The 26,963-nt window shown below is 60.0% G+C and carries 22 protein-coding genes; 8 read left to right on the top strand and 14 right to left on the bottom strand.

All coding sequences use genetic code 11. From position 1 onward, the window contains the following. The first annotated feature begins 19 nt into the window (after positions 1–19). Positions 20–703: a response regulator transcription factor gene (locus JZX88_RS17980; protein WP_003505216.1), complete on the top strand. Its 684-nt coding sequence runs from the start codon at positions 20–22 to the stop codon at positions 701–703. A 154-nt stretch (positions 704–857) separates the two neighbouring features. Further along, positions 858–1,313: a cyclic nucleotide-binding domain-containing protein gene (locus tag JZX88_RS17975; RefSeq protein ID WP_065114372.1), complete on the top strand. Its 456-nt coding sequence runs from the start codon at positions 858–860 to the stop codon at positions 1,311–1,313. A gap of 36 nt (positions 1,314–1,349) precedes the next feature. On the opposite strand, the gene JZX88_RS17970 is transcribed toward JZX88_RS17975, so the two are convergent. The 6 genes from JZX88_RS17970 to tesB form a co-directional block, all read right to left on the bottom strand. Continuing rightward, complete coding sequence (locus tag JZX88_RS17970) at positions 1,350–2,153, bottom strand: exodeoxyribonuclease III (protein WP_110756620.1); 804 nt, start codon at positions 2,151–2,153, stop codon at positions 1,350–1,352. A 222-nt stretch (positions 2,154–2,375) separates the two neighbouring features. Then, positions 2,376–3,104, bottom strand: coding sequence for an outer membrane lipoprotein carrier protein LolA (locus JZX88_RS17965; protein WP_161991780.1), 729 nt, complete (start codon positions 3,102–3,104; stop codon positions 2,376–2,378). A 116-nt stretch (positions 3,105–3,220) separates the two neighbouring features. Continuing rightward, positions 3,221–5,881 carry a DNA translocase FtsK gene (locus JZX88_RS17960; RefSeq protein WP_206914333.1) on the bottom strand — a complete coding sequence of 887 codons (2,661 nt, stop codon included), beginning with the start codon at positions 5,879–5,881 and terminating at the stop codon, positions 3,221–3,223. A gap of 215 nt (positions 5,882–6,096) precedes the next feature. Further along, positions 6,097–7,443, bottom strand: coding sequence for an ammonium transporter (locus tag JZX88_RS17955; RefSeq protein ID WP_065114369.1), 1,347 nt, complete (start codon positions 7,441–7,443; stop codon positions 6,097–6,099). Between the two features lie 29 nt (positions 7,444–7,472). Continuing rightward, positions 7,473–7,823 carry a P-II family nitrogen regulator gene (locus JZX88_RS17950; protein ID WP_019565993.1) on the bottom strand — a complete coding sequence of 117 codons (351 nt, stop codon included), beginning with the start codon at positions 7,821–7,823 and terminating at the stop codon, positions 7,473–7,475. Between the two features lie 213 nt (positions 7,824–8,036). After that, positions 8,037–8,921: an acyl-CoA thioesterase II gene (gene tesB / locus JZX88_RS17945; protein ID WP_206914332.1), complete on the bottom strand. Its 885-nt coding sequence runs from the start codon at positions 8,919–8,921 to the stop codon at positions 8,037–8,039. Between tesB and JZX88_RS17940 the strand changes: the two genes are divergently transcribed. The 4 genes from JZX88_RS17940 to fdxA all read left to right on the top strand — a co-directional run bounded on the left by JZX88_RS17940 (position 8,897) and on the right by fdxA (position 14,676). Continuing rightward, the gene (locus JZX88_RS17940) at positions 8,897–10,222 is read left to right on the top strand and encodes a ubiquinone biosynthesis hydroxylase (protein WP_371741184.1); all 1,326 of its coding nucleotides are present in this window, start codon (positions 8,897–8,899) and stop codon (positions 10,220–10,222) included. The genes tesB and JZX88_RS17940 overlap by 25 nt on opposite strands. Before the next feature lie 458 nt (positions 10,223–10,680). Beyond that, positions 10,681–13,758, top strand: coding sequence for a helicase-related protein (locus tag JZX88_RS17935; protein WP_206914385.1), 3,078 nt, complete (start codon positions 10,681–10,683; stop codon positions 13,756–13,758). Positions 13,759–13,762: 4 nt separating this feature from the next. Beyond that, positions 13,763–14,179, top strand: a complete 417-nt coding sequence (locus tag JZX88_RS17930; protein WP_206914331.1) for an RNA-binding S4 domain-containing protein — start codon at positions 13,763–13,765, stop codon at positions 14,177–14,179. A gap of 158 nt (positions 14,180–14,337) precedes the next feature. Further along, positions 14,338–14,676, top strand: coding sequence for a ferredoxin FdxA (gene fdxA / locus JZX88_RS17925; RefSeq protein WP_046799760.1), 339 nt, complete (start codon positions 14,338–14,340; stop codon positions 14,674–14,676). Positions 14,677–14,762: 86 nt separating this feature from the next. On the opposite strand, the gene holA is transcribed toward fdxA, so the two are convergent. The 3 genes from holA to leuS are packed head-to-tail and all read right to left on the bottom strand — an operon-like array spanning position 14,763 to position 18,980. Further along, complete coding sequence (gene holA, locus JZX88_RS17920) at positions 14,763–15,800, bottom strand: DNA polymerase III subunit delta (RefSeq protein WP_206914330.1); 1,038 nt, start codon at positions 15,798–15,800, stop codon at positions 14,763–14,765. An 11-nt stretch (positions 15,801–15,811) separates the two neighbouring features. Next, complete coding sequence (lptE, locus tag JZX88_RS17915; protein WP_161991778.1) at positions 15,812–16,357, bottom strand: LPS assembly lipoprotein LptE; 546 nt, start codon at positions 16,355–16,357, stop codon at positions 15,812–15,814. Then, positions 16,350–18,980: a leucine--tRNA ligase gene (gene leuS / locus JZX88_RS17910; RefSeq protein ID WP_206914329.1), complete on the bottom strand. Its 2,631-nt coding sequence runs from the start codon at positions 18,978–18,980 to the stop codon at positions 16,350–16,352. The genes lptE and leuS overlap by 8 nt, the downstream gene beginning before the upstream one ends. 192 nt (positions 18,981–19,172) lie before the next feature. On the opposite strand from leuS, the gene JZX88_RS17905 reads away from it, so the two are divergent. Continuing rightward, positions 19,173–19,832 carry a YggS family pyridoxal phosphate-dependent enzyme gene (locus JZX88_RS17905; protein WP_206914328.1) on the top strand — a complete coding sequence of 220 codons (660 nt, stop codon included), beginning with the start codon at positions 19,173–19,175 and terminating at the stop codon, positions 19,830–19,832. Positions 19,833–19,891: 59 nt separating this feature from the next. Here JZX88_RS17905 and JZX88_RS17900 read toward each other — a convergent pair whose 3' ends face one another. Then, a complete protein-coding gene (locus JZX88_RS17900; protein WP_065114359.1) occupies positions 19,892–20,593 on the bottom strand; it encodes a DUF1013 domain-containing protein in 702 nt (233 codons plus the stop codon). A gap of 230 nt (positions 20,594–20,823) precedes the next feature. Between JZX88_RS17900 and acs the strand changes: the two genes are divergently transcribed. Beyond that, positions 20,824–22,776 (top strand): acetate--CoA ligase, encoded by a 1,953-nt coding sequence (gene acs / locus JZX88_RS17895; RefSeq protein ID WP_206914327.1) that lies wholly within the window; start codon positions 20,824–20,826, stop codon positions 22,774–22,776. A 105-nt stretch (positions 22,777–22,881) separates the two neighbouring features. Here the strand turns inward: acs and JZX88_RS17890 are convergent, their stop codons facing one another. From JZX88_RS17890 to JZX88_RS17875, 4 genes are read right to left on the bottom strand one after another with little or no spacing between them, the layout of a single operon-like run. Next, the gene (locus tag JZX88_RS17890; protein ID WP_110756637.1) at positions 22,882–23,889 is read right to left on the bottom strand and encodes a TRAP transporter substrate-binding protein; all 1,008 of its coding nucleotides are present in this window, start codon (positions 23,887–23,889) and stop codon (positions 22,882–22,884) included. Positions 23,890–23,929: 40 nt separating this feature from the next. Then, on the bottom strand, positions 23,930–25,207 hold the full coding sequence (locus JZX88_RS17885) for a TRAP transporter large permease (protein WP_065114356.1): 1,278 nt from the start codon (positions 25,205–25,207) through the stop codon (positions 23,930–23,932). 4 nt (positions 25,208–25,211) lie between these two features. Further along, positions 25,212–25,742 carry a TRAP transporter small permease gene (locus JZX88_RS17880; RefSeq protein ID WP_065114355.1) on the bottom strand — a complete coding sequence of 177 codons (531 nt, stop codon included), beginning with the start codon at positions 25,740–25,742 and terminating at the stop codon, positions 25,212–25,214. A 21-nt stretch (positions 25,743–25,763) separates the two neighbouring features. Then, complete coding sequence (locus JZX88_RS17875) at positions 25,764–26,924, bottom strand: fumarylacetoacetate hydrolase family protein (protein ID WP_206914326.1); 1,161 nt, start codon at positions 26,922–26,924, stop codon at positions 25,764–25,766. Positions 26,925–26,963: the final 39 nt, after the last annotated feature.

Raw genomic sequence — 26,963 nt, 5'->3', positions numbered from 1 at the left:
AGAAAGGCTGAGAATCCGAATGACGGCTCGCACTATCCTTCTGGTGGACGATGACGACGATCTTCGGGAGACGCTGACCGAGCAATTGTCTCCCTATGAGGAATTCTCGCTCTTGAGCGGTGCAAACGCCGCGCAGGCGATGCAGACGGCCAAGACCGCCCAGGTCGATCTTCTGATCATGGATGTCGGCCTGCCGGACATGGACGGCCGCGAAGCGGTGAAGCTGTTGCGCAAGGGCGGCTTCAAGGCGCCGATCATCATGCTCACCGGACACGACACCGATTCCGATACGATCCTCGGGCTTGAGGCGGGCGCCAATGATTATGTGACGAAGCCGTTTCGTTTCGCCGTGCTTCTGGCGCGCATCCGGGCGCAGCTGCGTCAGTATGAGCAGAGCGAGGATGCGGTTTTCACCGTCGGACCCTATCAGTTCAAGCCCAGCCAGAAGCTGCTGACGACCGAAGACGGCAAGAAAATCCGGCTGACGGAAAAGGAAGCGGCGATCATCCGTTATCTCTATCGCGCCGGCAGCACCGTTGTGACCCGCGACGTCCTGCTGGAGGAGGTCTGGGGTTACAATTCCGGCGTGACCACGCATACGCTGGAAACGCATGTCTATCGCCTGCGCCAGAAGATCGAGCGCGACCCCTCCAATGCCGAAATTCTGGTGACCGAGAACGGCGGCTACAAGATCGTTCCCTGAGCAGAGGCCTCTCCGCGCCCGTCATCATGTCAGGCTTGAAACTTCACGCCGCGTGTCCAAGAAGGTGCGCGGCGTTCTAACATCTTGTATTTTGAGGGCTGATATTGGAAAACCGCTATAGTGATGCAGGTGGTTTTCCGGAGTAACAATCAACATGGCCTTGACGGACGATATCATTCTGCTGGGGCAAGTGCCGTTATTCGCGGGGTTCAGCGACGATCAGTTGCGGCTCATCGCCTTCGGCGCGGAACGCCGCCGTGTATCGGCCGGGCAGACCTTGTTTCGTGAACATTCGCCGGCCGAATGCGCCTTTGCGGTGACAGCGGGTCATTTCGAGCTCTTCGCGGCCGGGCGGGATGGCAAGCCCGAGCTGCAGGCGACGCCGGGCAAGGGAGCCCTGCTTTCGGAACTCGCGCTCTTTACCCTCTGCGAAAGGAAATTCACCGCGGTCGCCGCGGAGGATTCCGAAGTCATCCGGATAACACGTATCCTGTTTCACCGGCTGGTGGAGGAGTTTCCGGAGGTTGCCGATATCGTCTCGGCACGCATTCGTGACAATATAGCGTCGCTGGCGGCGGGTGCGGCCCGTTTGCAGAACCGCTTCATCTGACCTCCGCGCCGAACCGGCTTCGCCTGAAAGCCCGGTTCAGAACCGGAAATGAGCCGTGACCGGAACGTGGTCCGATGGCCGGTTCCAGCCGCGCGCTTCACGCAATATGTCGATTTTTTCGAGCGAGGATCCAAGATCCTGCGAAGACCAGATATGGTCGAGGCGGCGGCCGCGGTCTGCGGCTTCCCAATCCTTGGCGCGGTAGCTCCACCAGGTGTAGATTTTTTCCGTCTCCGGTACGTTCAGGCGCATCAGGTCGAGCCAGTTGCCCTGCTTCATGATATCGAGCATGCCCTCGGTCTCGACAGGCGTGTGGCTGACGATCTTCAGAAGCTGCTTGTGCGACCAGACGTCGTTCTCAAGCGGCGCGATATTGAGATCGCCGACGAGAATGGACGAGGTGCCCGGCACGCCATCGGCACGAAGTGCCTTCATTTCCTCGATGAAATCGAGCTTATGGCCGAATTTCGGATTGATCGACCGATCCGGCTCGTCGCCGCCGGCAGGCACGTAGAAATTATGCAGCCGCACCCGGCGCGATCCGACCTGAAAAATCGCGGAGATATGTCGCGCGTCGCCGATGCCGCAATAGTCCTGGCGGTGATCTTCCGTCAGCGGAATTTTCGAAGCGATGGCCACACCATGATAGCCTTTCTGGCCATGGATGATGACATGCTCGTAACCGAGCGCCTTCAGCGGTTTCATCGGAAACTCGCCATTCGGGCATTTCGTTTCCTGCAGGCAGAGAATGTCGGGCTTATAACGCACCAGAAACTGCTCAACGATCGGCATTCTGAGCCTGACCGAGTTGATGTTCCAGGTGGTTATCGAAAACGACATGCATGCGCTCCGCTTCTAGAGTATTTTGCCGCATTTCCGGACGGAAAGCCGATGGCCACTTTTCCTGGAAATGCTCCTTTGCCTCGAAGCACAATGTTTCGAGACGTGTTTCCGGGGCGAAGGCTTATAACATCGCGATGAAAACGGGAATGTATTTTAGCGGCAAAATGAAAAAGGCGACCTGAGGGCCGCCTTTCGAAGAGTTCTTTTGGGCGAAGGGGCTCAGCCGCGCTTGCGCACTTCCTCATAATTGATGTTGAAGACGCGTTCGTCGAAGTTCACGCCGGTCTGGACGTTGAAGATCATCACGGTCGTGTCCTTGTTCTGCGCGTCGGTCGTCGTCCACTGCCGCAGGTCGAAGGTTTTCGGGTCGAACATCAGTGTGATGGTGGAATCGCCGAAGACGCTCTTGTCGCCGAGCACGATGGTGGTCAGGTCCGATTCTTCCTTCACGTCCCGGACCTTCTGGTTGCCGAGGTCGATCTTGTCGGACAGAAGCAGGCTGAGCGGGGTTTTGGACAGCGGATAGAGATCCCACGTCTTCAGCTTCATGTTGCCGATGACGACGTTCTTGCCGTCGGCGATGACCCGCATGGGTGAGGGATCTTCATAGTTGAAACGAAGCTTGCCGGGACGTTCGATGTAGAATTTGCCGCCGGTCTGTTCACCGCGCGGGCCGAACTGGACGAATTCGCCCATCATGGTTTTGACCGACGAGAAGTGGTTGGCGATCTTCTGCGCGGTTGCACCGCTATTGCCGGCTGCCTGGGCAAATGCGTCAAGCGGTGACAGGCCTGCCATGACTGCAGCCATGGAAAATGCCGTCAGCACGCCCCGTCGCGTCACGCCATCCTGCGGTGCGTTTGCGATGGCCGTTTCGCCGGTGGTGAGGTCGTTCATTCTGTTCTCCTTCATCGCAGCGATTGTCCGCATAAAAGGCGGCGGCTTCATGACGTTGAAAGCGTGTAATAACGCTTCCCGGCCCCGCTTGGTTGCCCGGCGCATCGGGCCTTTGCTTTGCGCATGTCGTTGTCCCGAAACCTCTACACATTTTCGGGAGACATGTATTACCGCTCGATGATGTCTGCTTCCGTTGGCACGAGGATTTCGCGTTTTCCGGCATGATTGGCGGGGCCGATGATGCCCTCCTGCTCCATGCGTTCGATCAGCGAGGCGGCGCGGTTGTAGCCGATGCCGAGACGCCGCTGCACGTAGGAGGTGGAGGCTTTGCCATCACGAAGCACGACGGCGACGGCCTGATCGTAGGGGTCTTCGGAATCGGAGAAGTTGCCGCCGCCGGCCGGGCTGCCGCCAGCACCTTCCTCGTCGTCTTCCTCGGTGATCGCTTCAAGATATTCCGGCGACCCTTGTGTCTTCAGATAGGCGACGATCTCTTCGACTTCGTTGTCGGAGACGAAGGGACCGTGCACGCGCTGGATGCGCCCGCCGCCCGCCATGTAGAGCATGTCGCCCATACCGAGCAGCTGTTCTGCACCCTGCTCCCCGAGAATGGTGCGGCTGTCGATCTTCGATGTCACCTGGAAGGAGATGCGGGTTGGGAAGTTTGCCTTGATCGTACCGGTGATGACGTCGACGGAGGGGCGCTGGGTGGCCATGATGACGTGGATGCCTGCGGCGCGCGCCATCTGCGCCAGACGCTGGACCGCGCCTTCGATGTCCTTGCCGGCGACCATCATCAGGTCGGCCATTTCGTCGATGATAACGACGATATAGGGCAGGGGCTTCAGATCGAATTCTTCGGTTTCGTAGATTGCCTCGCCGGTCTGGCGGTCGAAGCCGGTCTGCACGGTACGGGTGAGGATTTCACCCTTGTCGAGCGCCTGCTGCACGCGGCTGTTGAAGCCGTCAATGTTGCGCACGCCGATCTTCGACATCTTCTTGTAGCGCTCTTCCATCTCGCGCACCGTCCATTTCAGGGCCACGACGGCCTTTTTCGGATCGGTGACGACAGGGGAAAGCAGATGCGGAATGCCGTCATAGATCGACAGTTCGAGCATTTTCGGGTCGATCATGATCAGGCGGCACTGTTCCGGCGACATGCGGTAGAGCAGCGACAGGATCATGGTGTTGATGGCAACCGACTTGCCTGAGCCGGTGGTGCCGGCGACGAGGAGATGCGGCATCTTGGCGAGATCGGCGATGACGGGTTCGCCGCCGATGGTCTTGCCGAGCGCCATGGCGAGCTTGGCCTTGCTGTTTTCGAAATCGCGGCTGCCGATGAGTTCACGCAGGAACACGGTTTCGCGCGTCTGGTTCGGCAGTTCGATGCCGATCGCGTTGCGGCCGGGGACGACGGCGACACGGGCGGCGATCGCGCTCATGGAGCGGGCGATGTCATCCGCAAGGCCGATGACGCGTGAGGATTTGATGCCGGGCGCCGGTTCCAGTTCGTAAAGTGTCACGACCGGGCCGGGGCGAACGTGAATGATCTCGCCCTTGACGCCGAAATCCTCGAGAACCCCTTCTAGAAGGCGGGCGTTCTGCTCCAGCACTTCCTCGCTCAGCATATTGTCGCGAACCACATTCTTCGGCTCGGCCAGCAGATGGACGGTAGGCAACTGGAAACCGTCGGCAGCGATGAAGGAGGACTGCGCCTCCCTTGCCACGCGCTCGCTGGGCTTGGGGCGTGCGGAAGGGGCGGTTATTCTGGTCTGCCCGCGCCCCGGAGCCTGTTTTGCGGTGAATTTCTGGTCGGATTCTTCGTCGGAAAGAATGCCGCTCGGCAGACGGCGTCCATCCGCGTCGAAGGGCGGTTCGTCATCCATGTCGTCGTCATGATCGAGCGCGATGGAGGGCGGCGACATCTGCCGGCGTGATGCGGCACGTTCTTCGAAAGACGGTTCCGAGCGCTGGTCGAGGCGGTTGATCGCGGTCTTCAGGCGCGACGGCTCGTTCAGCGTGCCGAATTCATATTCGTTGAAGTCGTAAGGATGCTCGAATTCTTCGTGCAGGGATTTCGACTTCAGGCCGAACAGGCGGCGCAGGCGCGCCTGGGTGATGTACCAGTAATGCGCCAGTGCGCCGAAGGCGAGAATGTTGGCAAAGAACCCTTCACCGTCGTCCTCGTCATCCTCTTCGGCCTCACGGGTGGTGCGGGCCTTGCTGGCAACTGGCAGAGCTTCTTCCTGTTCAAGATCGTCGAGGCCGCCGATAATGCCGGCGGCAAACAGCATCAGCCAGGCGGCGGGCGCCGCGAATATGACGCCGAGCACGGTGGCAATGGTGCCAGTGGGGTAAGCGCCGATGAAAAGGGCGGGGAAGCGCAGGATCATGTCACCGATGACACCGCCGATGCCGTTTGGCAGCGGCCATGTGACGGGCGCCGGAAAACAGCCGAGCGATGCGGCGCAGACAATGGCGCCCGCGACCCAGGCGACGAGACGGGCCGGTATCCTGTGGAACTTGCGGCCGGCAATCAGGGCAATGGCCCATGCGATGATGGGCAAAAGCGCGATGATGGCGGAAAGCCCGAGGAACTGCATCACGATATCGGCGAAGATCGCGCCGCTGTAACCCAGAAGATTGGTGGGCTGGTTTCCCGTTGCATAGGACAGGCTTGGATCCGCCACGTTCCATGTGGCGAGCGCGGCAATTCCCAGCGCGATCGTGGCAAGCAGAGCGAAACCGGCCAGAGCCATGATCTGACGTACGAAAAACGCCGTCAACACAAAGCGCGTGTGACGACCATCGAATGTCGGAGAGTGCATTCTGCCCATGTCCCTGAACCCATCGTTTTTTGGTTTCGGCAAGATCCGGCAGGTGATCTGATCCCGGATTGACAGGGAAAACTAACCGCTGGCTGGTTAATGTCGTGTTAACCATGCGGGTTTTTGACGCCATCCGCGAATTTGCGGCAAAGAAAAGGCCCGCCGAAGCGGGCCTTCTTTTGGGAGAGGGGATGGAGAACCCCTTTTCCCTGGTATCAGGAGTGGTAGGCGGCTTCGCCGTGGGTTGCGAGGTCGAGACCTTCGCGTTCGGCTTCGACCGGTACCCGGAGACCAACGATCACGTCGACGATCTTGTAGAGGATTGCCGAGACGATGGCGCACCAGACGATGGTGATGGCGACGGCGACGAACTGCGTCCAGACCTGCGAGGCGATGGAGAAGTCTTCCTTGCCGGTGCCGCCGAGCAGCGGAGAGGTGAAGATGCCGGTGCCGAGAGCGCCGATGATGCCGCCAATGCCGTGGACACCGAAGACGTCGGCCGTGTCGTCATAACCGAACTTGTTCTTCACCACGGAGACGAAGAAGTAGCAGATCGGCGAAACGATGAGGCCGAGAACGATCGCGCCCATCGGGCCGACGGAGCCGGCGGCGGGCGTGACGGCGACGAGGCCGGCGATCATGCCCGAAGCGGCGCCCAGCATGGAGGCCTTGCCGCGGGTGAAGCTTTCAACCAGCGACCAGGAAACGATGGCGGCCGCGGTTGCGAGGAAGGTGTTCATGGTTGCGAGAACCGCACCACCAGATGCTTCGAGGTTGGAGCCGGCGTTGAAGCCGAACCAGCCGAACCACAGCATGGCCGCGCCGACCAGCGTCAGCGTCATGGAGTGGGGAGCCATCATGTCCTTGCCGAAGCCGGTGCGCTTGCCGACCATGATCGCGCCGATCAGGCCTGCGATACCGGCGTTGATGTGAACGACCGTGCCGCCGGCGAAGTCGAGAGCGCCCATGCCGAAGATCAGGCCGTTTGCGTCCCAGACCATGTGTGCAATCGGGAAGTAGACGAAGGTGGCCCACAGGATGGTGAAGAGGATGACGGCGGAGAACTTGACGCGTTCCGCAAAGGCACCAACGATCAGCGCCGGTGTGATGGCTGCAAAGGTCATCTGGAAGGCGATGAAGGTGTATTCGTAGATCACCACGCCTTCCGAGAAGGTTGCCGAGGTGCTGTCAAGCGAAACGCCCGACAGGAACAGCTTGCCGAAGCCGCCGAAATAGGGACCGGTGCTACCGCCGAAGGCGAAGGAGTAACCGTAGATCACCCAGACGAGCATCATGACTGCGGCAACGACCGTGCACTGCATGAGGACGGAGAGCATGTTCTTGGTGCGGACAAGGCCGCCGTAAAACAGCGCCAGACCGGGAATGATCATGAACAGCACGAGGATCGTCGCGACATACATGAAGGCTGTGTCGGCCTTTTCCGGAACGGGCGCCGCTGCTGCTGCCGGCGCGGCATCCTGGGCAAAGGCGATGGCCGGGGCCATCAGGGCTGCCATACCGGCGCCCAGCTTGCCGAGTGTTGAAAACTTGTTGAATTGCATAGCGAGAAAACTCCCCTGTCAGCCGTGCTTCAAAGCGCTTCTGTGTTGGTTTCGCCGGTACGGATGCGCACGGCCTGTTCGATAGAGTAGACGAAGATCTTGCCGTCACCGATCTGCCCGGTCTTTGCCGCAGACGCGATCGCCTCGACAGCCTTGTCGACGACATCGGATGCGACCGCGATCTCGATCTTCAGTTTGGGAAGGAAGCTCACCGCATATTCCGTGCCGCGATAAATCTCGGTATGCCCCTTCTGGCGTCCGTAACCCTTCACCTCGGTTACGGTCAGGCCCTGGATGCCGACGCCGGTGAGCGCTTCGCGCACCTCATCCAGCTTGAACGGCTTGATAATGGCCATCACAATTTTCATCTGGTTTCCCATCCTTTGTTTGTCCTCGGCATGGAGCCGACTCTCCTTGCCGCTGGCAGATCAGTAACAGCGACTGCGGACATACATTCAAAGGGCGTGCCAGTTTTGGATGGCGCGTCTAACTTATTGAAATATAAAATTTATATGACATGCGTCTGAAAAACGGGCACGAAGACGCGCAGTTTTCGTCTATTAAATGTGCGGTTTTTGAAAAAAGCACATTATTTAATCAGTTGCCCTTTTGCGGATCAAACCTTCCTGTGCCACGGAGGCGACCAATTCACCCTGCCTGGTGAAAATATTGCCACGGGTCAGGCCGCGGGCGCCTGAGGCGCTGGGGCTGTCCTGCGTATAGAGCAGCCAGTCGTCCAGCCGGCAGGGCCGGTGGAACCACATGGCATGATCGAGGCTCGCCACCTGAATGGACGGATCGAAGATCGTCGTGCCGTGGGCATAAAGCGAGGTGTCGAGCAGGGTCATATCCGAGAGATAGGCGAGAATGGCCGATTGCAGGCGCGGATTGTCAGGCACGTCGCCGACGGCGCGGACCCAGATGTCCTGTTGCGGTTCCAGCTTTTCCTTCGAGATATAGTGGGTCAGCGAAACTGGCCTGATTTCGATCGGACGTTTGTTGCTCCAGTAGTTCCGGATCGAGGCGGGTGCCTTGGCGAGAAAGGCAGCCTGCATCTGTTCCTCGCTCATCAGTTTTTCCGGTGGCGTCACGTCCGGCATCTTTATCTGATGGTCAAACCCGTCCTCGAAGATCTGAAACGACGCCGACATGGAAAAAATCGCCTTGCCGTGCTGGATGGCGACCACGCGGCGGGTACAGAAGCTTGCGCCGTCGCGGATACGCTCCACCTGATAGACGATGGGCACCAGCGGATCGCCGGGGCGCATGAAATAGGAATGCAGCGAATGGACGAGGCGATTGTCATCCACCGTTCTTTGTGCCGCAATCAGGGCCTGCGCGATGACCTGGCCGCCGAAAACCCGCTGCCAGCCGATTTGTGGGCTTTCGCCGCGAAACAGGTTCTCTTCCAGCTTCTCGAGATCGAGCGTGGCGATGAGATTGACCATCGGGTCTGACGTTTGCGAGGGATGCGACATTTTTTCGGCCTGCTCCGGCTGTAGGAAGACGTCACATGGTCTATAGTGCGCCGATGATGCGTGCACAAGATTTGAGGAGAAGCGCGATGCTGGACGTGGTGGTGGCTGGCGGCGGATATGTCGGTCTTTCCGTTGCTGTCGCAATTAAGCAGGCGGCCAGGCACCTCAATGTGCAGGTGATCGAGGCCGCCCCTGAGGATGTCTGGAAGAAGGATGTCCGCGCTTCGGCCATCATCGCGGCTGCCACGCGCATGCTTGATGTTTTCGGCATATGGAACGAGATCGAGCCGGAAGCGCAGCCGATCCACAGGATGATCGTTACCGATTCGAAAACCGCCGATCCGGTTCGACCGGTGTTTCTGACCTTCGATGGCGCGGTGGAGGAGGGGAGACCATTTGCCCATATGGTCCCGAATGTCGCGATGGTCGGGGCGCTGAGAGGCCTGTGTGACCGCCTCGGCATCGAAATCCGCCACGGCCTCAGTGTTTCCGGCTTTACCGCCGGCGCGCAATCGACGGCCATCAGCCTTTCCGACGGCTCGTCGCTTGAAGCCCGATTGCTCGTCGCCTGCGACGGGGTTCGCTCGGCGCTGAGAGATATGGCCGGTATCAAGACCGTGCGCTGGGATTACGACCAGTCCGGCATCGTCACCACCGTCGAACATGAGCGGCCGCATGAAGGCTGCGCGGAGGAGCATTTCCTGCCGTCAGGACCTTTTGCCATCCTGCCGCTGAAGGGGAACCGGTCGTCGCTCGTGTGGACGGAACGCAAGGCCGATGCCGACAGGCTGGTGGCTTCCGACGATCTGGTGTTCGAGGAGGAACTCGAACGCCGCTTCGGCCACAAACTCGGCTCCATCCGTCCCGTCGGTCCGCGCCGTGCCTTTCCGCTGGGTCTGACGCTTGCGCGTTCCTTCGTCGCGTCGCGGTTCGCGCTTGCGGGTGACGCGGCGCACGGTATTCACCCGATTTCGGGGCAGGGTCTCAATCTCGGCTTCAAGGACGTGGCGGCGCTTGCCGAAACCGTGGTCGAGGCCGATCGCCTCGGTCTTGATATCGGCTCCCTCAACGTTCTGGAGCGCTACCAGTCCTGGCGGCGTTTCGACACGTTGCGGATGGGTGTGACGACCGATGTGCTGAACCGGCTTTTCTCCAACGATGTCGGCCCCATCCGCATCATGCGTGATTTCGGTCTGGGCGTGGTGGATCGTTTGCCGGGTCTCAAATCCTATTTCATCGGTCAGGCCGCCGGTACGACGGATTCGAATGCGCCGCGGCTGCTGGCTGGCGAGGCGCTTTGAACTGAACCATTCGCCGAGGGGCAAGCAGGTCCATCTGCAATTGCCGCTTGACAGGCAGTTGCGGTGTTTTCTGTCTTTCGCCGGTCATGGAAAGCTGAATCCGGGCAAGGACTTATCCGGATTCACAATCTTGTATGGGGCGTGAATTCTCCAACCAGATATTGCGGAGAACAAAAGCTGAATCCGGGCGAGTCAGCGATTCGTATTCGATTCGTTCGCAAACTGTTCCGCAGCCGAATCGATTCCATTTTCGCCGGATTCTTTTTGGGCCATCAAGTCGCTGAATTTGAATGGAAAATTCGCCTGCGAATTGACCCGCCGCCACTTTACGGGCGAGGCCTATTGCCTTTGTCGGCGGGCGTTGCCATGTGTGGTGCGCGTGATCGCGTTCATGATGGTGGGCGGGCACGGCAAGCAGATGAAGTCGATTCGCGGATAGTACGTTGAATTTTCGCCCCATGATCCTGAGCGGCCGCGGTGTCACGGCCGTTCTCGGCCCTACCAATACCGGCAAGACCCATTACGCGATCGAGCGGATGGTCGCGCATGGCAGCGGTGTTATCGGCCTGCCGCTGCGCCTTCTGGCGCGCGAAGTCTATACCCGTCTGGTTGAAAAGGTGGGGGCGCCGAATGTGGCGCTGATCACGGGCGAAGAAAAAATCGCGCCACCCAAAGCCAAATATTCCGTCTGTACCGTGGAAGCCATGCCGCGCGAGACGGCTGCCGCCTTCGTCGCGATCGACGAGGTGCAGCTGGCCGGCGATCTTGAGCGGGGCCATATCTTCACCGACCGGGTGCTGCATCTGCGCGGGCGGGAGGAAACGTTGCTTCTCGGCGCCGGCACGATGCGGCCCATCCTCGAAAAGCTGCTGCCGGGAATTACCGTGGTGGAGCGGCCGCGCCTGTCGCAGCTTTTTTACGCGGGCCAGAAGAAGATCACTCGCCTGCCGCAGCGCACCGCAATCGTCGCCTTTTCCGCCGACGAGGTCTATGCCATCGCCGAACTGGTGCGCCGCCAGCGCGGCGGTGCGGCCGTGGTGCTGGGGGCGCTTTCGCCGCGTACGCGCAATGCGCAGGTCGGGCTCTACCAGTCGGGCGACGTGGAATATCTTGTCGCGACGGATGCCATCGGCATGGGCCTCAACCTCGATGTCGATCATGTCGCCTTCGCGCAGGACCGCAAGTTCGACGGTTACCAGTTCCGCAATCTCAATCCGGGTGAAATCGGCCAGATTGCCGGCCGTGCCGGCCGTCATCTTCGCGATGGCACATTCGGTGTCACGGGGCGCGTCGATCCGTTCGACGACGAGCTGGTGGAGCGCATCGAAACCCATCAGTTCGATGCGGTGAAGGTGCTGCAGTGGCGGACGAAAAACTTCGATTTTTCCTCCATCGCCAATCTGCGCGTGAGCCTTGATGCCGCGCCGACGATCCAGGGGCTCTCGAGGGCCTTGCCGGCCATTGACCAGCAGGCGCTGGAATATCTGTCGCGTTATCCCGAGATCATCGATGTGACGACGACGGAGGCGCGGGTGGAAAAGCTCTGGGAGGCCTGCGCGCTGCCCGATTATCGACGCATCGCGCCCGCCCAGCACGCCGACCTGATCTCGACGCTTTATTTCGATCTCGTCAAGCGCGGTGCGGTGAACGAGGATTTCATGGCCGAACAGGTGCGTCGCGCCGACCGGACGGATGGAGAGATCGATACCTTGTCTGCGAGGATTGCGCAGATCAGAACATGGACTTATGTATCGAACCGCCCAGGATGGCTTGCCGATCCGACACACTGGCAAGAAAAGACGCGGGAAATCGAGGATCGATTGTCCGATGCGCTACATGAAAGGTTGACGAAACGCTTTGTTGATCGCAGGACATCTGTGCTCATGAGGCGCCTGAGAGAGAATGCGATGCTTGAAGCTGAAATCAGTGTAAATGGTGATGTCTTCGTAGAAGGCCATCACGTCGGCCAGTTGGCCGGATTCCGGTTCACGCCGGTGTCGGGAATGGAAGGGCCGGATCAGAAGGCCGTGCAGGCTGCGTCGCAGAAGGCGCTGGCGCTCGAATTCGAGGCGCGTGCCGCGCGCCTGCATGCCAGTGGCAACGGCGATCTCGCTTTGAGCTCCGATGGTATGGTTCGCTGGCTGGGCGAGCCGGTTGCCCGCCTCTCGGCCGGCGACAACATCATGAAGCCGCGGGTGATCCTGCTGGCCGACGAGCAGTTGAGCGGCAATGCCCGGGATCACGCGCTGGCGCGCGTCGAACGTTTCGTCAATCACCAGATTGCGACCGTGCTGAAGCCGCTGGACGATATTTCACGCGCTGAGGACCTTCAGGGTCTGGCGAAGGGGCTGGCGTTCCAGCTGGTGGAAAATCTTGGCGTATTGTTCCGCCGTGATGTCACGGAAGACGTAAAGTCGCTGGATCAGGACGCACGTGCCTCCATGCGTCGTTACGGCGTTCGTTTCGGCGCCTATCACGTCTTCCTGCCGGCGCTGCTGAAGCCTGCTCCGGCGGAGCTTGTGACGCTGCTCTGGGCGCTGAAGAATGACGGCCTCGGCAAGCCGGGCTATGGCGATCTCATTCCGGTGCTGGCCGCTGGCCGTACCTCGGTGGTGACGGATGCCAGCTTCGAGCGCATGTTCTACAAGCTTGCCGGTTTCCGTTTCCTTGGAAAGCGCGCCGTGCGCATCGATATTCTCGAGCGTCTGGCCGATCTCATCCGTCCGCTGCTGCAGTGGAAGCCCGGCCAGCAGCCGCGCCCGGAAGGTGCTTATGATGGCCGTCGCTTTACGACGACGACCGCCATGCTTTCCATTCTCGGTGCGACGCTCGACGACATGGAAGAAATTCTCAAGGGCCTCGGCTACCGCGCCGATCAGGTGACGGCGGAAGAGGCGCAGGCCTTCCTCGCCAGCCAGGCCGGTGCCGCTGCTCCGGCGGAGGCTGTGACAGCGGAAGAAGAAAGCGCCGAGACCGAGCAGGACGAGCCGGCTTCCGAAGAACAGGCGTCCGAGACGGTCGCTGTTGCGGAAGGCGAAGCTGCTGAAGCACCGGTCACGGAAGCTGCCGGTGAAGCGGTTGCCGCAAACGAAACCACCCCCGTGGAAGGGGCCGAGGCCGCTGAGCCGAAGCCTGTTCTTCTGTGGCGTCCGGGTGGCCGCAACGAAAACCAGCGCGGCGAAAACCGCCGTCCCGGTAATCGTGGTCATGGCCGCGAACAGGGAGCGCGCGAGCAGGGCGAGCGTCGTGGCGAAGGCCGTCGCGACAATCGTGACGGCGCAAATCGCGACGCCGCCAATCGCGGTGGTGACGGTGAACGCAAGCGTGATGGTGGTCGTCCCGATCGGGGCAACAACCGCAACAACGACCGTCATGATCGCGGCGAGCGCAAGGACCGGCCGGAACGCAATGACCGCGGCGGAAAGCCGCAGGGCCAGCAGCGTTTCGAAGCCAAGCCGCCACGCAAGGAGAAGCCGATCGATCCGGATTCGCCTTTCGCAAAGCTCGCTGCTCTCAAGGAGCAGCTGAAGAAGTAAGCCTATGGGGAGTAACGAACAGCCACTGGAGAGCACGCGTCAGCGTCTGGACAAGTGGCTGTTCTTTGCCCGCATGGCCAAGTCGCGCTCGCTTGCCCAGAACTATATTCAGTCGGGTCAGGTCAAGGTCAACGGCGCTACCATCCGCCAGCCCAGCCATGCGGTGAAGGCCGGTGACAGGCTGGATATCGGTTTTGAGCGCATGGACAGGGTGCTTGTCGTCAAGTCCGGCGGTGTGCGCCGTGGGCCCTACGAAGAGGCCAGACTTCTCTACGACGATCTCACACAGCCACGGGAGCCTTCCGACAGGCTGACCCCTCTCGAGCAGGCCATGCGCGAACCGGGCAGCGGGCGTCCGACCAAAAAGGAGCGCAGGGCGCTCGACAGGTTTCTGTCGGATAGTGACGGAAGCAAAGATTAGAATAAACCTCCAAGTTACACCCGTTTTTCAGAATTGTTTATCCTTGCTATCTGAAGACAAAGGCATTACGTCCTTTGCGAAATTGCCCTGTCTGAATTCCGGGCGACGGCTTGTGTTCCGAAGCCCAAAGACCCGGCCTGCATATTCTGGAGTTCATCATGACATATGTCGTGACCGACAATTGCATCCGCTGCAAATACACCGATTGCGTTGAGGTCTGCCCCGTCGACTGCTTTTACGAGGGTGAAAATTTCCTCGCCATCAATCCTGACGAATGTATCGATTGCGGTGTGTGCGAACCGGAATGTCCCGCCGAGGCGATCAAGCCCGATACGGAGCCGGGTCTCGACAAGTGGCTGAAGCTCAACGCTGAATATGCTGCGATCTGGCCGAACATCACCATCAAGCGTGACCCGATGCCGGAAGCCAAGGAAATGGACGGCGTTGCGGGCAAGCTCGAGCTTTATTTCTCCGCGGAGCCCGGCCAGGGCGACTGAGTTCAGACGATCCAATAGGTCGTTTAGTGTGATCCGGGAAGCCCTCGCAGCAGCAGCGCGAGGGCTTTTTGGTATGCTTTATCTGTTCATCCGCCACGGCCGGATTGCAGGGTGGTCGAAAGCAAGGTCAGAAGGGCCACGCTTTCCTCCAGGCTTTGCCGCTGGCGGCTTTGCAGGATCGCGGCCTGCAGACGGTTCATCTCGCGGGCGATCGCTGCTGGCTGCCATGTTCGCAGCGCTCTTTCGATGATGGGTTTCCTGCGGAAATGGATGTGGCGTCCGAGTGTCTGCATGACCTGACCGGCCTGCTGCTTTTTCTCGTCCATCTCGGCGCGCATCTGGTCGAGAAGCTGAAATTGCTTGAGACATCCCTGAAGCACAAGGAAGATCGGCGTCTTCGATGAGATGATCTTCTGGGTGGCGTGGAAAAAGGCGTTCCTGTCGCCTTTCAGGATGGCATCAACGGCATCGTCAGCCGAAACGGTGCTGGCATCGCCGATGATGGCCAGCACGTCGTCTTCCTCGATCACCTCCGCGCCACGGCAATAAAGTGCCAGCTTGCGGATTTCGTTGCGTGAGGCAATGCGGTCGCCGCCGAGCGATTCGATCAGCCTTTGCCGCGCGGCGGGGGCAACGCGCAGATTGTCGTTGGAGAGTTCCTGGTCGATCAGTGCGTTCAGGGAGCGCGCATCATCCGCATAACAGGGAATTGCCGCGATGGAGCGCGCGGGTTCCGCTATCTTGCGCAATCCCGTACCCTTTTTGATGTCGCCCGCCTCTATGATCAGGAAACTTGCCTGTGGTGGTGTTTCGGCCAGAATCTGGAGCGCATCCACCAGCGCCTTTTCCGCCGCAGCACCTTTGACCCAGACGAGTTTTTCGCCGCCGAAAAGACCGATGGCATTCACTTCGTCAAGGAGGCGACCGGGATCGCCCTGCAGATCGGATGCGGTCAGCTTCAGCGATGCGAAAGCGTCATCGGGGTCGATACCCGTCTTTTTGGCGATCACGTTTGCCCGTTCCGACACGAGGCCGCGGTCCGGGCCGTAAAGCACGAAAACGCGAAAGCGCTCCGCCGGATTTTCGGCGAAGCGCTCGAACTCATGCGATTTTATCTCTGCCACGGCCGCGGCTCTCAGCGGCCGAGGGTGGCAGCGATATCGGTGCGGATGATTTCAGCCAGCTCCCGGGCGGCCCGGTTCTCGGCATCGCGGATCGCCCTGATCTTGGCGAATTCCTGCTGCGGCAGGTCCACCTGCGCCGTCACGCTGCGGCGTGCGGATCGCAGGATCTGGCCATCGGAAATCCGCGTCAGCACATATTGACCGCTCATCACGACGCGACCGGGGTAAGGACCGTCATAATTGTTGTTGGTCCGGGTCGTCAGGTCGTAATTCTCGACTTCCGTGGACGTCGCGCTCGAACTCACGGATACCTTGACGTTGTACTGCGCCGTGGCGGGCTCACCTGCGCCGCCGGATGTCAGGAAGATCAGCTGGTTACGGACTTCCTGCCCGATCCTGCCGCCGATCGGGGAGATGCTGACCGCTGCCAGCCTTTCCTTGGTGCCGGAAGCCTCGCCATAAAGCGGGCGTACCTGGCAGCCCGCTAGAAGACCAGCCATCATCACGACGGAAATTGCTGCCGCGACGCGGCTCCATCTCGAAAAAACGTCAGACAACAATGTTCACAATCCTCTGCGGAACCACGATGACTTTCTTGGGCTCGCCACCGGCAAGAATGGATTTGACGGCATCCAGAGCAAGGGCGGCCGAACGGACCGCATCTTGATCCGCATCGCGCGCGATTGTCAATTCTCCGCGCTTCTTGCCATTGACCTGCACGGGCATGACTACGTCATTTTCCTCGACCAGCGAGGCGACGAAGGCCGGCCATGGCGTCTGGGCGACGAGGCCTTCATTGCCCAGCGCCGACCAGCATTCTTCCGCCAGATGCGGCGTCATGGGGGCGATGATGCGAATGAGGATTTCGACGGCATCACGTGCTGCGGCCCTCACGTCTTCAGGCTTGCCGCCTGCTGCGACATCCGCAAGCGGTCCGGCAAGCGCATTGACGAGTTCATAGATGCGGGCGATCGCCTTGTTGAAGGCGAGCTTGTCCAGATCCTCCTGAACGGCCTTCAGCGTCTTGTGGGCCGCCTTGGAGGCCGCCAGTCCCTCGCCTTCGGTTGCCGGTTTTGGCTGGACGGCTCTCAACTCTTCAGCCGCTTCGCCGATGATGCGCCAGACACGCTGGACGAAGCGGTTTGCGCCCTCCACACCGGCTTCGGACCAGATGACGTCACGGTCGGGCGGAGAGTCCGACAGGACGAAGAAGCGCGCGGTATCGGCCCCATAGGATGCGATGATATCATCCGGGTCGACCACGTTCTTCTTCGACTTCGACATTTTCTCGATAGAGCCGATTTTCACTTCCGCGCCGGAAGACAGCAGGAATGCCCGACGTGCGCCGTCCGTTTCCTCGATGCGCAGGTCAGCGGGCGATATCCATTCGCGGGTCATGCCCTCGCCATGGCTATAGGTCTCGTGCACGACCATGCCCTGCGTGAACAGGCCCTTGAAGGGCTCTTTGACGCCGACATGGCCGGTCTCACGCATGGCGCGGGTGAAGAAGCGCGAATAGAGCAGGTGCAGGATGGCATGCTCGATGCCGCCGATATATTGATCGACCGGCAGCCAGTGATTGGCGACCTTCGGGTCGGTCGGCTGGTCTTCCCACGGCGCTGTAAAGCGGGTGTAATACCAGCTGGAATCGACGAAAGTGTCCATCGTATCGGTTTCGCGCCGCGCGTCATGGCCGCATTGCGGGCAGGAAACATGGCGCCATGTGGGGTGGCGATCCAGTGGGTTACCGGGCACGTCGAAAGTCACGTCGTCGGGCAGCTTGACCGGCAGGTCCTTTTTCGGAACCGGCACCACGCCGCAGACTTCGCAATGAATGACCGGGATCGGGCAGCCCCAGTAACGCTGGCGGGAAATGCCCCAGTCGCGCAGGCGGAAATTGACCTTGCGCTCGGCCTGCGGCGCGTTGCCCAGCGTCTGCGCAGAAAGCTTCTGCACGACCGCCTCAAAGGCGTCAGCCGTCTGCATGCCATTCAGGAAGCCCGAATTGATCATCACGCCGTCATCGGTGAAGGCGGTGTCCTCAACGGTGAAGCTTTCAGCATCGGGACCTTCCGGTGCCACGACGGCGACAACAGGCAGGCCGTATTTGCGGGCGAAATCCAGATCGCGCTGGTCACCCGAAGGGCAGCCGAAGATCGCGCCGGTGCCGTAATCCATCAATACGAAATTGGCGACGTAGACGGGCAGTTCCCAGCTGGGGTCCAGCGGATGCACGACCTTGACACCGGTATCGATACCCTTCTTTTCTGCGGTTTCCAGCGCTGCCAGAGAGGTGCCATGGCGGCGGCATTCGTCGCAGAACTCGGCGATATCGGGGTTGTTCTCCGACAGTTCCTTTGCCAGCGGGTGGTCGGCGGCGATCGCCAGGAAGGATGCGCCGAACAGCGTGTCCGGGCGCGTCGTGTAGACGGTGATGTCGGAGAAACCTTCCGGAGCCGTGTCGGCAACCGTCTGCCAGCGCAGGGACAGGCCTTCGGAGCGGCCGATCCAGTTTTTCTGCATCAGACGTACTTTTTCCGGCCACTGGTCCAGTTCGTCCAGTTCGTCCAGCAGGTCCTGGCTGAAATCGGTGATGCGGAAGAACCATTGCGTCAGTTCGCGCTGTTCCACCAGCGCGCCGGAGCGCCAGCCGCGGCCGTCGATCACCTGCTCATTGGCCAGAACCGTGTGGTCGACCGGATCCCAGTTGACCTTGGACTGCTTGCGGTAGACCAGGCCCTTTTCCATGAAATCGATGAACAGCGCCTGCTGGCGATGGTAATATTCCACGTCGCAGGTGGCGAATTCACGGGTCCAGTCGAGTGACAGGCCCATGGATTTCAGCTGGCCGCGCATGGTGGCGATGTTCTGGTAGGTCCAGTCCTTGGGGTGAACCTTGTTCTGCATGGCCGCGTTTTCCGCCGGCATGCCGAAGGCATCCCAGCCCATCGGGTGCAGGACGTTGAAGCCGCGCGCGCGCTTGTAGCGCGCGACGACGTCACCCATGGCATAGTTGCGAACATGGCCCATATGGATGCGTCCCGACGGATAGGGAAACATCTCCAGAACGTAATATTTCTCGCGCGGATCGCTGTTGTCGGTGACGAAAACCTTGTCTTCGTTCCATTTCTGCTGCCAGCGCGGCTCGGCGTCGCGAGGATTATAACGTTCGATGGCCATTGTATAGAATTCCGGGTATCGAGGGGAAAAATTTGCGCTGACCTTCACCATGAAACGACCGGGGCGTCAAGTTTGGCGGGGCATTCGGGCGTTCAATCTTGGCCAGCGTGTCTCAAATGGTGCTAAAGGCGCTTGGCATCAAGGCAATCGGCGTCTAGTTAGCGGTTCGAACGGTTTAAAAAAGGTCTTGTGATGGAAATCGAAGCACGTCTTGAGGATGTCAGGCAGCGCATTGCGGATGTTGCGGAAAAATCCGGCCGCAAGGCAACGGATATCGCCCTCGTTGCCGTTTCGAAGACATTCGATGCGGAAGCGATCCAGCCCGTCATCGATGCCGGTCAGCGCCTGTTCGGCGAAAACCGCGTACAGGAAGCGCAGGGCAAGTGGCCGGCGCTGAAAGAGAGGAACCCAGATCTCGAGCTTCATCTGATCGGCCCGCTGCAGTCCAACAAGGCGGCGGATGCCGTGGCACTGTTCGATGTGGTGCAGAGCGTCGATCGGGAGAAGATCGCGCGTGCGCTTGCCGAAGAATGCGCCAGACAGGGCCGCAGCCTGCGGTTTTACGTGCAGGTGAATACCGGGCTTGAGCCGCAGAAAGCGGGTATCGACCCGCGTGAAACTGTTGCTTTCGTGGCTTTTTGCCGGGACGAGCTGAAACTGGCTGTCGAAGGGCTCATGTGCATTCCGCCGGCGGAAGAAAATCCCGGTCCGCATTTTGCCCTTCTGGCCAAGCTTGCCAAGCAATGCGGTCTGGAAAAGCTCTCCATGGGCATGTCCGGTGATTTTGAAACCGCCGTCGAATTTGGCGCAACAAGCGTGCGCGTCGGTTCCGCGATTTTCGGCGCACGCTGAGCTGTGCAACAAAAAACCCGGCACGATGGCCGGGTTCGTAATCTCGCGAAGGGCTGCGATCAGTACTGATCGTCCTCGTCTTCGTCCTTCTGCGTGGATTTCAGCGAAGAGAGCTTCTTGAAGACGGCATCGGCGTCGATCTGCTCGTCTTCCTCGCGCTGGAAGCTGTATTCCAGACCTTCCGTTGCCGTTGCCGGCTGCAGCGTGTTGTCGAGTTCCTCGGCGGTCGGCAGCGGGCGGCCGCGCGATGCGCGTTCGACTTCGAGGTCGAGATCGATCTGGCTGCAGAGGCCGAGCGTCACCGGGTCCATCGGCGTCAGATTGGCCGAGTTCCAGTGGGTGCGGTCGCGAATCTGCTCAATGGTGGACTTGGTGGTGCCGACGAGACGCGAAATCTGCGCATCCTTCAGTTCCGGATGGTTGCGCACCAGCCACAGAATGGCGTTCGGACGGTCCTGACGCTTCGAAACCGGGGTGTAGCGCGGGCCACGGCGCTTGGATTCCGGCACGCGGACTTTCGGTTCGGAAAGCTTGAGCTTGTGGTTGGGATTGGCTTCGGCGCGGGCGATCTCGTCGCGGGAAAGCTGTCCCGTCGCGATCGGATCGAGACCCTTGATGCCCTGCGCGGCTTCACCGTCGGCAATCGCCTTGACTTCGAGCGGATGCAGTTTGCAGAACGTGGCGATCTGATCGAACGACAGCGCGGTGTTGTCAACCAGCCATACAGCCGTAGCCTTTGGCATGAGCAATTGTTGAGCCATAGATACAGTCCTTCTGTCCGTCCGCGCCGGTGTCGCGGGCGTGGTATCAACCACTGATTTCCGGGATATTGGCGCTCTATAACCGGATTGCATCATAATTGCAATTCTTTGCGAAACAAATGACCTTTGTCTAATTGCCGTGCGGATTTGAACTGCTATGAATTCAACACATGCCTGAGGTGGGAGTCTCGGGTCGCGTTAAAAGCCATATCTGGTTCCAGGAGGAGTTCATGTCTGCCAAAATCTACCCGGTGCTCAAATCGGCGAAGGCCCGCACGCTCATCGACAATGAGCGTTACCAGAAATGGTATCAGGAGAGCGTCGAGGATCCGGAAAAGTTCTGGGACAAGCACGGCCGGCGGATTGACTGGTTCAAGCCCTATACCAAGGTCAAGAACACGTCCTTCAAGGGAAGGGTGCCGATCAAGTGGTTCGAGGATGGCCTGACCAACGTCTCCTACAACTGTATCGACAGGCATCTGAAGACGCATGGCGAACGCACGGCGATCATCTGGGAAGGCGATAACCCGTATATCGACAAGAAGATCACCTATAACCAGCTCTATGATTATGTCTGCCGTCTGGCCAATGTGCTGAAGAAGCACGGCGTCAAGAAGGGCGACCGCGTCACCATCTACATGCCGATGATCCCCGAGGCGGCTTATGCGATGCTCGCCTGCGCCCGCATCGGTGCCGTGCATTCCGTCGTTTTTGGCGGCTTCTCGCCGGAAGCGCTGGCCGGTCGTATCGTCGACTGCGAATCAACCTTCGTCATCACCTGCGATGAAGGCGTGCGCGGCGGCAAGCCGATCCCGCTCAAGGAAAACACCGACAAGGCGATCGATATCGCCGCCAAGCAATATGTCATCGTCAACAAGGTTCTTGTCGTGCGCCGCACCGGCGGCAAGACCGGATGGGCGCCGGGCCGCGATATCTGGTACCATCAGGAAATCGCCACGGTGAAACCGGATTGCCCGCCGGCGAAGATGCGGGCGGAAGATCCGCTGTTCATCCTCTACACATCAGGTTCCACCGGCAAGCCGAAGGGCGTTCTGCACACGACGGGTGGTTACCTCGTCTATACGTCGATGACGCATGAATATGTGTTCGACTACAAGGATGGCGAGGTCTTCTGGTGTACCGCCGATGTCGGCTGGGTCACCGGCCATTCCTACATCGTCTACGGGCCGCTTGCCAATTGCGCGACGACGCTGATGTTCGAAGGTGTTCCCAACTTCCCGGATCAGGGTCGTTTCTGGGAAGTCATCGACAAGCACAAGGTCAATATCTTCTACACCGCACCGACAGCGCTCAGATCGCTGATGGGAGCCGGCGACCAGTTCGTCAAGCGCTCCTCGCGCGATAGCCTCCGGCTGCTTGGAACGGTGGGCGAACCGATCAATCCGGAAGCCTGGGAGTGGTATTATCATGTGGTCGGCGAGGACAAGAGCCCGATCGTCGATACCTGGTGGCAGACGGAAACCGGTGGCATTCTGATCTCGCCGCTGCCGGGGGCGACCGATCTTAAGCCGGGCTCGGCGACAAGGCCGTTCTTCGGCGTGCAGCCGCAGCTTGTGGATGCCGAGGGCAATGTGCTGGAAGGGCCGGCGGACGGCAATCTCTGCATCACCGACAGCTGGCCGGGTCAGTCGCGCTCCGTTTATGGGGATCACCAGCGCTTTGTCGATACGTATTTCTCTACCTACAAGGGCAAGTATTTCACCGGCGATGGCTGCCGGCGGGACGAGGACGGTTATTACTGGATCACCGGCCGCGTCGATGATGTGCTGAACGTTTCCGGCCACCGCCTCGGCACGGCCGAGGTGGAATCGGCACTGGTATCGCATCACCTTGTTTCGGAAGCGGCCGTGGTGGGTTACCCGCATGCCATCAAGGGGCAGGGCATTTATTGTTATGTCACGCTGATGGCGGGCCAGAACGGTGACTATGCGCTGCGCGAGGAGCTGGTAAAGCACGTGCGTAACGAGATCGGGCCGGTCGCGACGCCCGACAAGATCCAGTTCGCGCCGGGCCTGCCGAAAACCCGCTCCGGCAAGATCATGCGGCGCATCCTGCGCAAGATCGCCGAAGACGATTTCGGTGCGCTTGGGGATACATCGACGCTCGCCGATCCGGCGGTGGTCGAAGATCTGATCGCCAACCGGCAGAACCGCACGGCGTGATCTTTTGGAAAGGCTGCTTCGGTAGCCTTTTCTGTCGGTTGTCTTCACAAACAAAAACACCCGGAGGTGGAACCTCCGGGTGTTTTTCATTTCTACCAAATGGGCTTACTGGCCGCGGATCTTCTTCAGGTCCGCCAGAACGGCGTCAACGACATCGGCGCCGATTTCAGCCTTGTGCTTTTCGTAAACGACCATCGACTTTTCGCGGATACGGGTCTGCTCTTCCGGAGACAGCGTGTTGACCTCGAGGCCGGCGGCCTTGATCTTCTCCAGCGACTGCTGGTTCAGTTCGCGGATGACCTTGCGCTCTTCATCGCGGCCGACGATTGCGCATTCACGCAGGGCAGCCTGTTCTTCGGGTGTGTAGCTGTCGAAGATCGGCTTGGAGAAGAGGAAGAGGAACGGCGTGTAAGCGTGGTTCGTCTCGGTGATGTACTTCTGCACCTCGTAGAACTTGGAGGTGTCGATCGTCACATAGGGGTTTTCCTGTGCGTCGATCGCGTTGGTTTCAAGCGCCGAGAAGACTTCGCCGAAGGCCATCGGCGTTGCGTTGGCGCCAAGGTTCTGGAAGGTGTCGAGGAAGATGTTGTTCTGCATCACGCGAACCTTGAGGCCGGAGAAGTCTTCCCACTTCGTGACGGCGTGCTTGGAGTTCGACAGGTTGCGGAAGCCGTTTTCCCAGTAAGCCAGGTTTACCAGGCCCTGTTCTTCCAGCTTCTTGTTCATCATGTCGCCGAAGGCGCCATCCATGACCGCGTCAGCTTCCTTGTCGTTCGCAAAGAGGAACGGCAGGTCGAAGACGCCGAGCGAGGGGATGAGACCAACGAGCGGCGAGGACGACGTCACGACGGCTTCCTGAACGCCGGAGCGCAGGGCCTGTGTCGCCTGAAGGTCGCCGCCGAGAGCGCCGCCCCAGAATGCCGTCAACTTCAGCTTGCCGCCCGACTTGTCATCGAGGCAGGCCTGCATGGCCTTGATGCCGTTGCCGACCGGGTGGTCCTGGTTGATGCCGTTCGAAACGCGGATGTTACGGCTGTTGAATTCGGCCATTGCCGGAGCTGCGGCGCCGACGGCGAAAGCGATGGCCGTGGTGGTCAGAAGAAGCTTTCTCATAATATCCTCCCTTGGATTGTGTTCGAGAAGCGGTTGCGGATTAACGAAGATACTGCAGCGGTACGAGGACGATGTCCGGGAAAATCACGAGCAGCGCCAGAACGATGGTTTCGGCAACGAGGAACGGCCAGACACCGATCGTGACCTTGCCGAGCGGGATGCGGCCGACGCCGCTGACGACGTTGAGAACCACGCCGACCGGAGGGGTGATCAGGCCGATGGCGTTGTTGATGATGAAGAGAACGCCGAAATAGACCGGGTCGATGCCCGCCTGCTTGACGATAGGCATCAGAACGGGCGTCAGGATCAGGATGGTCGGCGTCAGGTCGAGCGCGGTTCCGACGATGAAAACCAGAACCATCATGGCGGCCATGAGAAGCATCGGGCGGTCGATCAGCGGCTCGATATAGCCTGCGACTTCGTTCGGGATGTTCGCAGCCGTGATGAGCCATGCGGAGACGAGCGCCGCGCAAACCAGGAACATGATGATGGACGTGCTCTTGGCGGCGCGCAGAAGCACATGGAACAGATCCGCCGGCTTCAGTTCGCGGTAGATCACCATGCCGACGAAAAGCGCGTAGACAGCCGCAACGACGGCAGCTTCCGTCGGCGTCATGATGCCTGCCTTGATGCCACCGAGAATGATGACAGGCATGCCGAGCGCCCAGCCGGCGCGGGCAGTGGCGGTCAGACGTTCCTTGGCGGAGGTCTTCGGCAGCGGCTTGACGTTATCCTTACGGACCACGATGAGCCAGGCGATGATGAGCGACGCACCCATCAGGATGCCGGGAACGATACCCGCAAGGAAAAGCTGGGTGATCGAGACATTGGCGGCGACGCCGAAAACGATGAAGGCCATCGACGGCGGAATAACGGGGGCGATGATGCCGCCTGCGGCGATGAGGCCGCCGGAACGCGGAATATTGTAACCGGCCTTGGCCATCATCGGGATGAGAATTGCGGCAAGAGCTGCGGTGTCGGCTGCTGCCGAACCGGAGATGCTGGCCATGATGATGGCCGCGACGATGGCCACGATGCCGAGGCCGCCACGGATATGGCCGACCAGCGCAATTGCAAAGTCGATGATGCGGCGGGACAGGCCGCCGGAATTCATCAGTTCACCGGCCAGAATGAAGAAGGGGATGGCGAGCAGCGTGAAGGTGTCCGCGCCCGAAATCATGTTCTGGGCGATGATGGCGGTGTTGAACATGCCCATGTACCACATGAGCACGACGCCGCAGAACATCAGCGAGAAAGCGACGGGAACGCCAATCGCCATGGCTCCCAGGAGAGAGCCGACAAAAACGAGAAGTGTCATGGTATCAGCGCTCCGAAAGCTGTTCGATCGTCAGGTTCTCGCCCGCGAACTGGGCGATTTCGTCTTCCGTGACGCGGCCCGTCAAAAGACGGTACAGGCGTTCCAGTGCGATGATGAACATCAGGCCACCGGTGAACATGCCGATGCCGTAGACCCAGATCATCGACAGTTTGGTGACGGGCGCATGCATGCTGGCATTGATGCCGGACTGCTTCCAGGTTCCCCAGAAGAAGATGGCGGAACAGGCCAGAATGATGATGTTCGACGCGATCATGCAGACGATACGGGCACGGCGGGAGAGAAACATCACGAGCGTTTCGATGCCCATGTGGCTGTTCTCACGAAATGTCAGCACGGCGCCGATGAAGGTCAGCCAGACGAAGAAATAGCGCGACAGTTCTTCCGAGACGTTGATGCCGGAATTCATCGTGTAACGCATGACGACGTTGACGAAAACCATGATCGACATGCCGGCGAGCAGCAGGACGAGAATGATTTCGAGAATCCGGTAAAAGAGATTGATGGTCTTTTGCATTTTCCCCTCCCGAAGAAATATCTAGAGTAGCCCTCGTTTCGCCAGGTTGCGCATCAGGGCCGCGGTGCCGAATGTCCATTCCGGGCATTCGTCGGTCGTCGTGACCCAGTTGATCAGCTTGCCGAGCTTGGGCGTGGAGATTTCGACACGGTCACCCTTGGCATGGGTGAAACCGAGGCCTGGGCCATGGCGGTCCTTTACCGGCGCGAACATCGTGCCAAGGAAAAAGACGGCGCCGTCAGGATATTGATGGTTACGGTTCAAGAGTTGCGAAGCGAGGTTTTCCGGCGTGCGGCTGATCGCCTCCATGGGGCTGACACCCGTCATGGTGAAACCGTCCTCACCCTCGACCAGAAGCGAGATCTGCGACTTCTTCACGTCTTCGATGGTGAAGCTGCCGTCGAACAGGCGGATGAAAGGACCGATCGCGCAGGAGGCATTGTTGTCCTTCGCCTTGCTGAGCAGAAGGGCGGAACGGCCTTCGAAATCGCGCAGGTTGACGTCGTTGCCGAGCGTCGCGCCGATGATGCGGCCATCGGAGGTGATGGCGAGCACCACTTCCGGCTCCGGGTTGTTCCACTGCGATTTCGGGTGAACGCCGATCAGTGCACCGCAGCCGACCGAGGCCATGGCCTGTGCCTTTGAGAATATTTCCGCATCCGGACCGATGCCCACTTCCAGATATTGCGACCAGAGGCCCATTTCCTGGAGCAGTTTCTTGACCTCGGCGGCCTTCTCGGAGCCGGCCTCAAGTCCCTTCAGGTTGTCGCCGAGAACCGGCGCCAGACGTCCGCGTATTTCCTGCGCGCGAAGCGGGTCGCCTTTGGCCTGTTCTTCGATCACACGTTCCAGCATGCTGTCGGCGAAGGTGACACCTGCGGCCTTGACGGCCTGAATGTCGTTGGGGGCCAGAAGCAAGCCGGCGGAACCGTCGAGAAATGCTTCAAGCGCGCCAAGTGCCACAAATGTGCCGGTGTTGGCGAGCCGCTCCACCAGATCCGTCGTTTCCAGAAGTTCGGACATGGTTGGGGAAATCGAGGTGAGGTCATAAAGCACGCCGCCCTTGAGCAGGACGGGGCAGGGACCGCCTTCGCTCTTCGACCAGACGCGGCCAACGAGCAGGGCGTTTTCGTAATCTTCAGGCAGAATTGCGGTAGCGTCGATGGACCTTGCGCCGGTCATATAATGTCCTCCCCTTCAGCCCATCGACAGGCCGCCTCC

The sequence above is a fragment of the Agrobacterium sp. OT33 genome, from assembly GCF_017313365.1.
GTDB classification, from domain to species: Bacteria; Pseudomonadota; Alphaproteobacteria; order Rhizobiales; family Rhizobiaceae; genus Agrobacterium; species Agrobacterium rhizogenes_A.
Note: the sequence above shows the minus strand (reverse complement) of the source record. Positions and strands in the feature narration are given on the sequence as shown.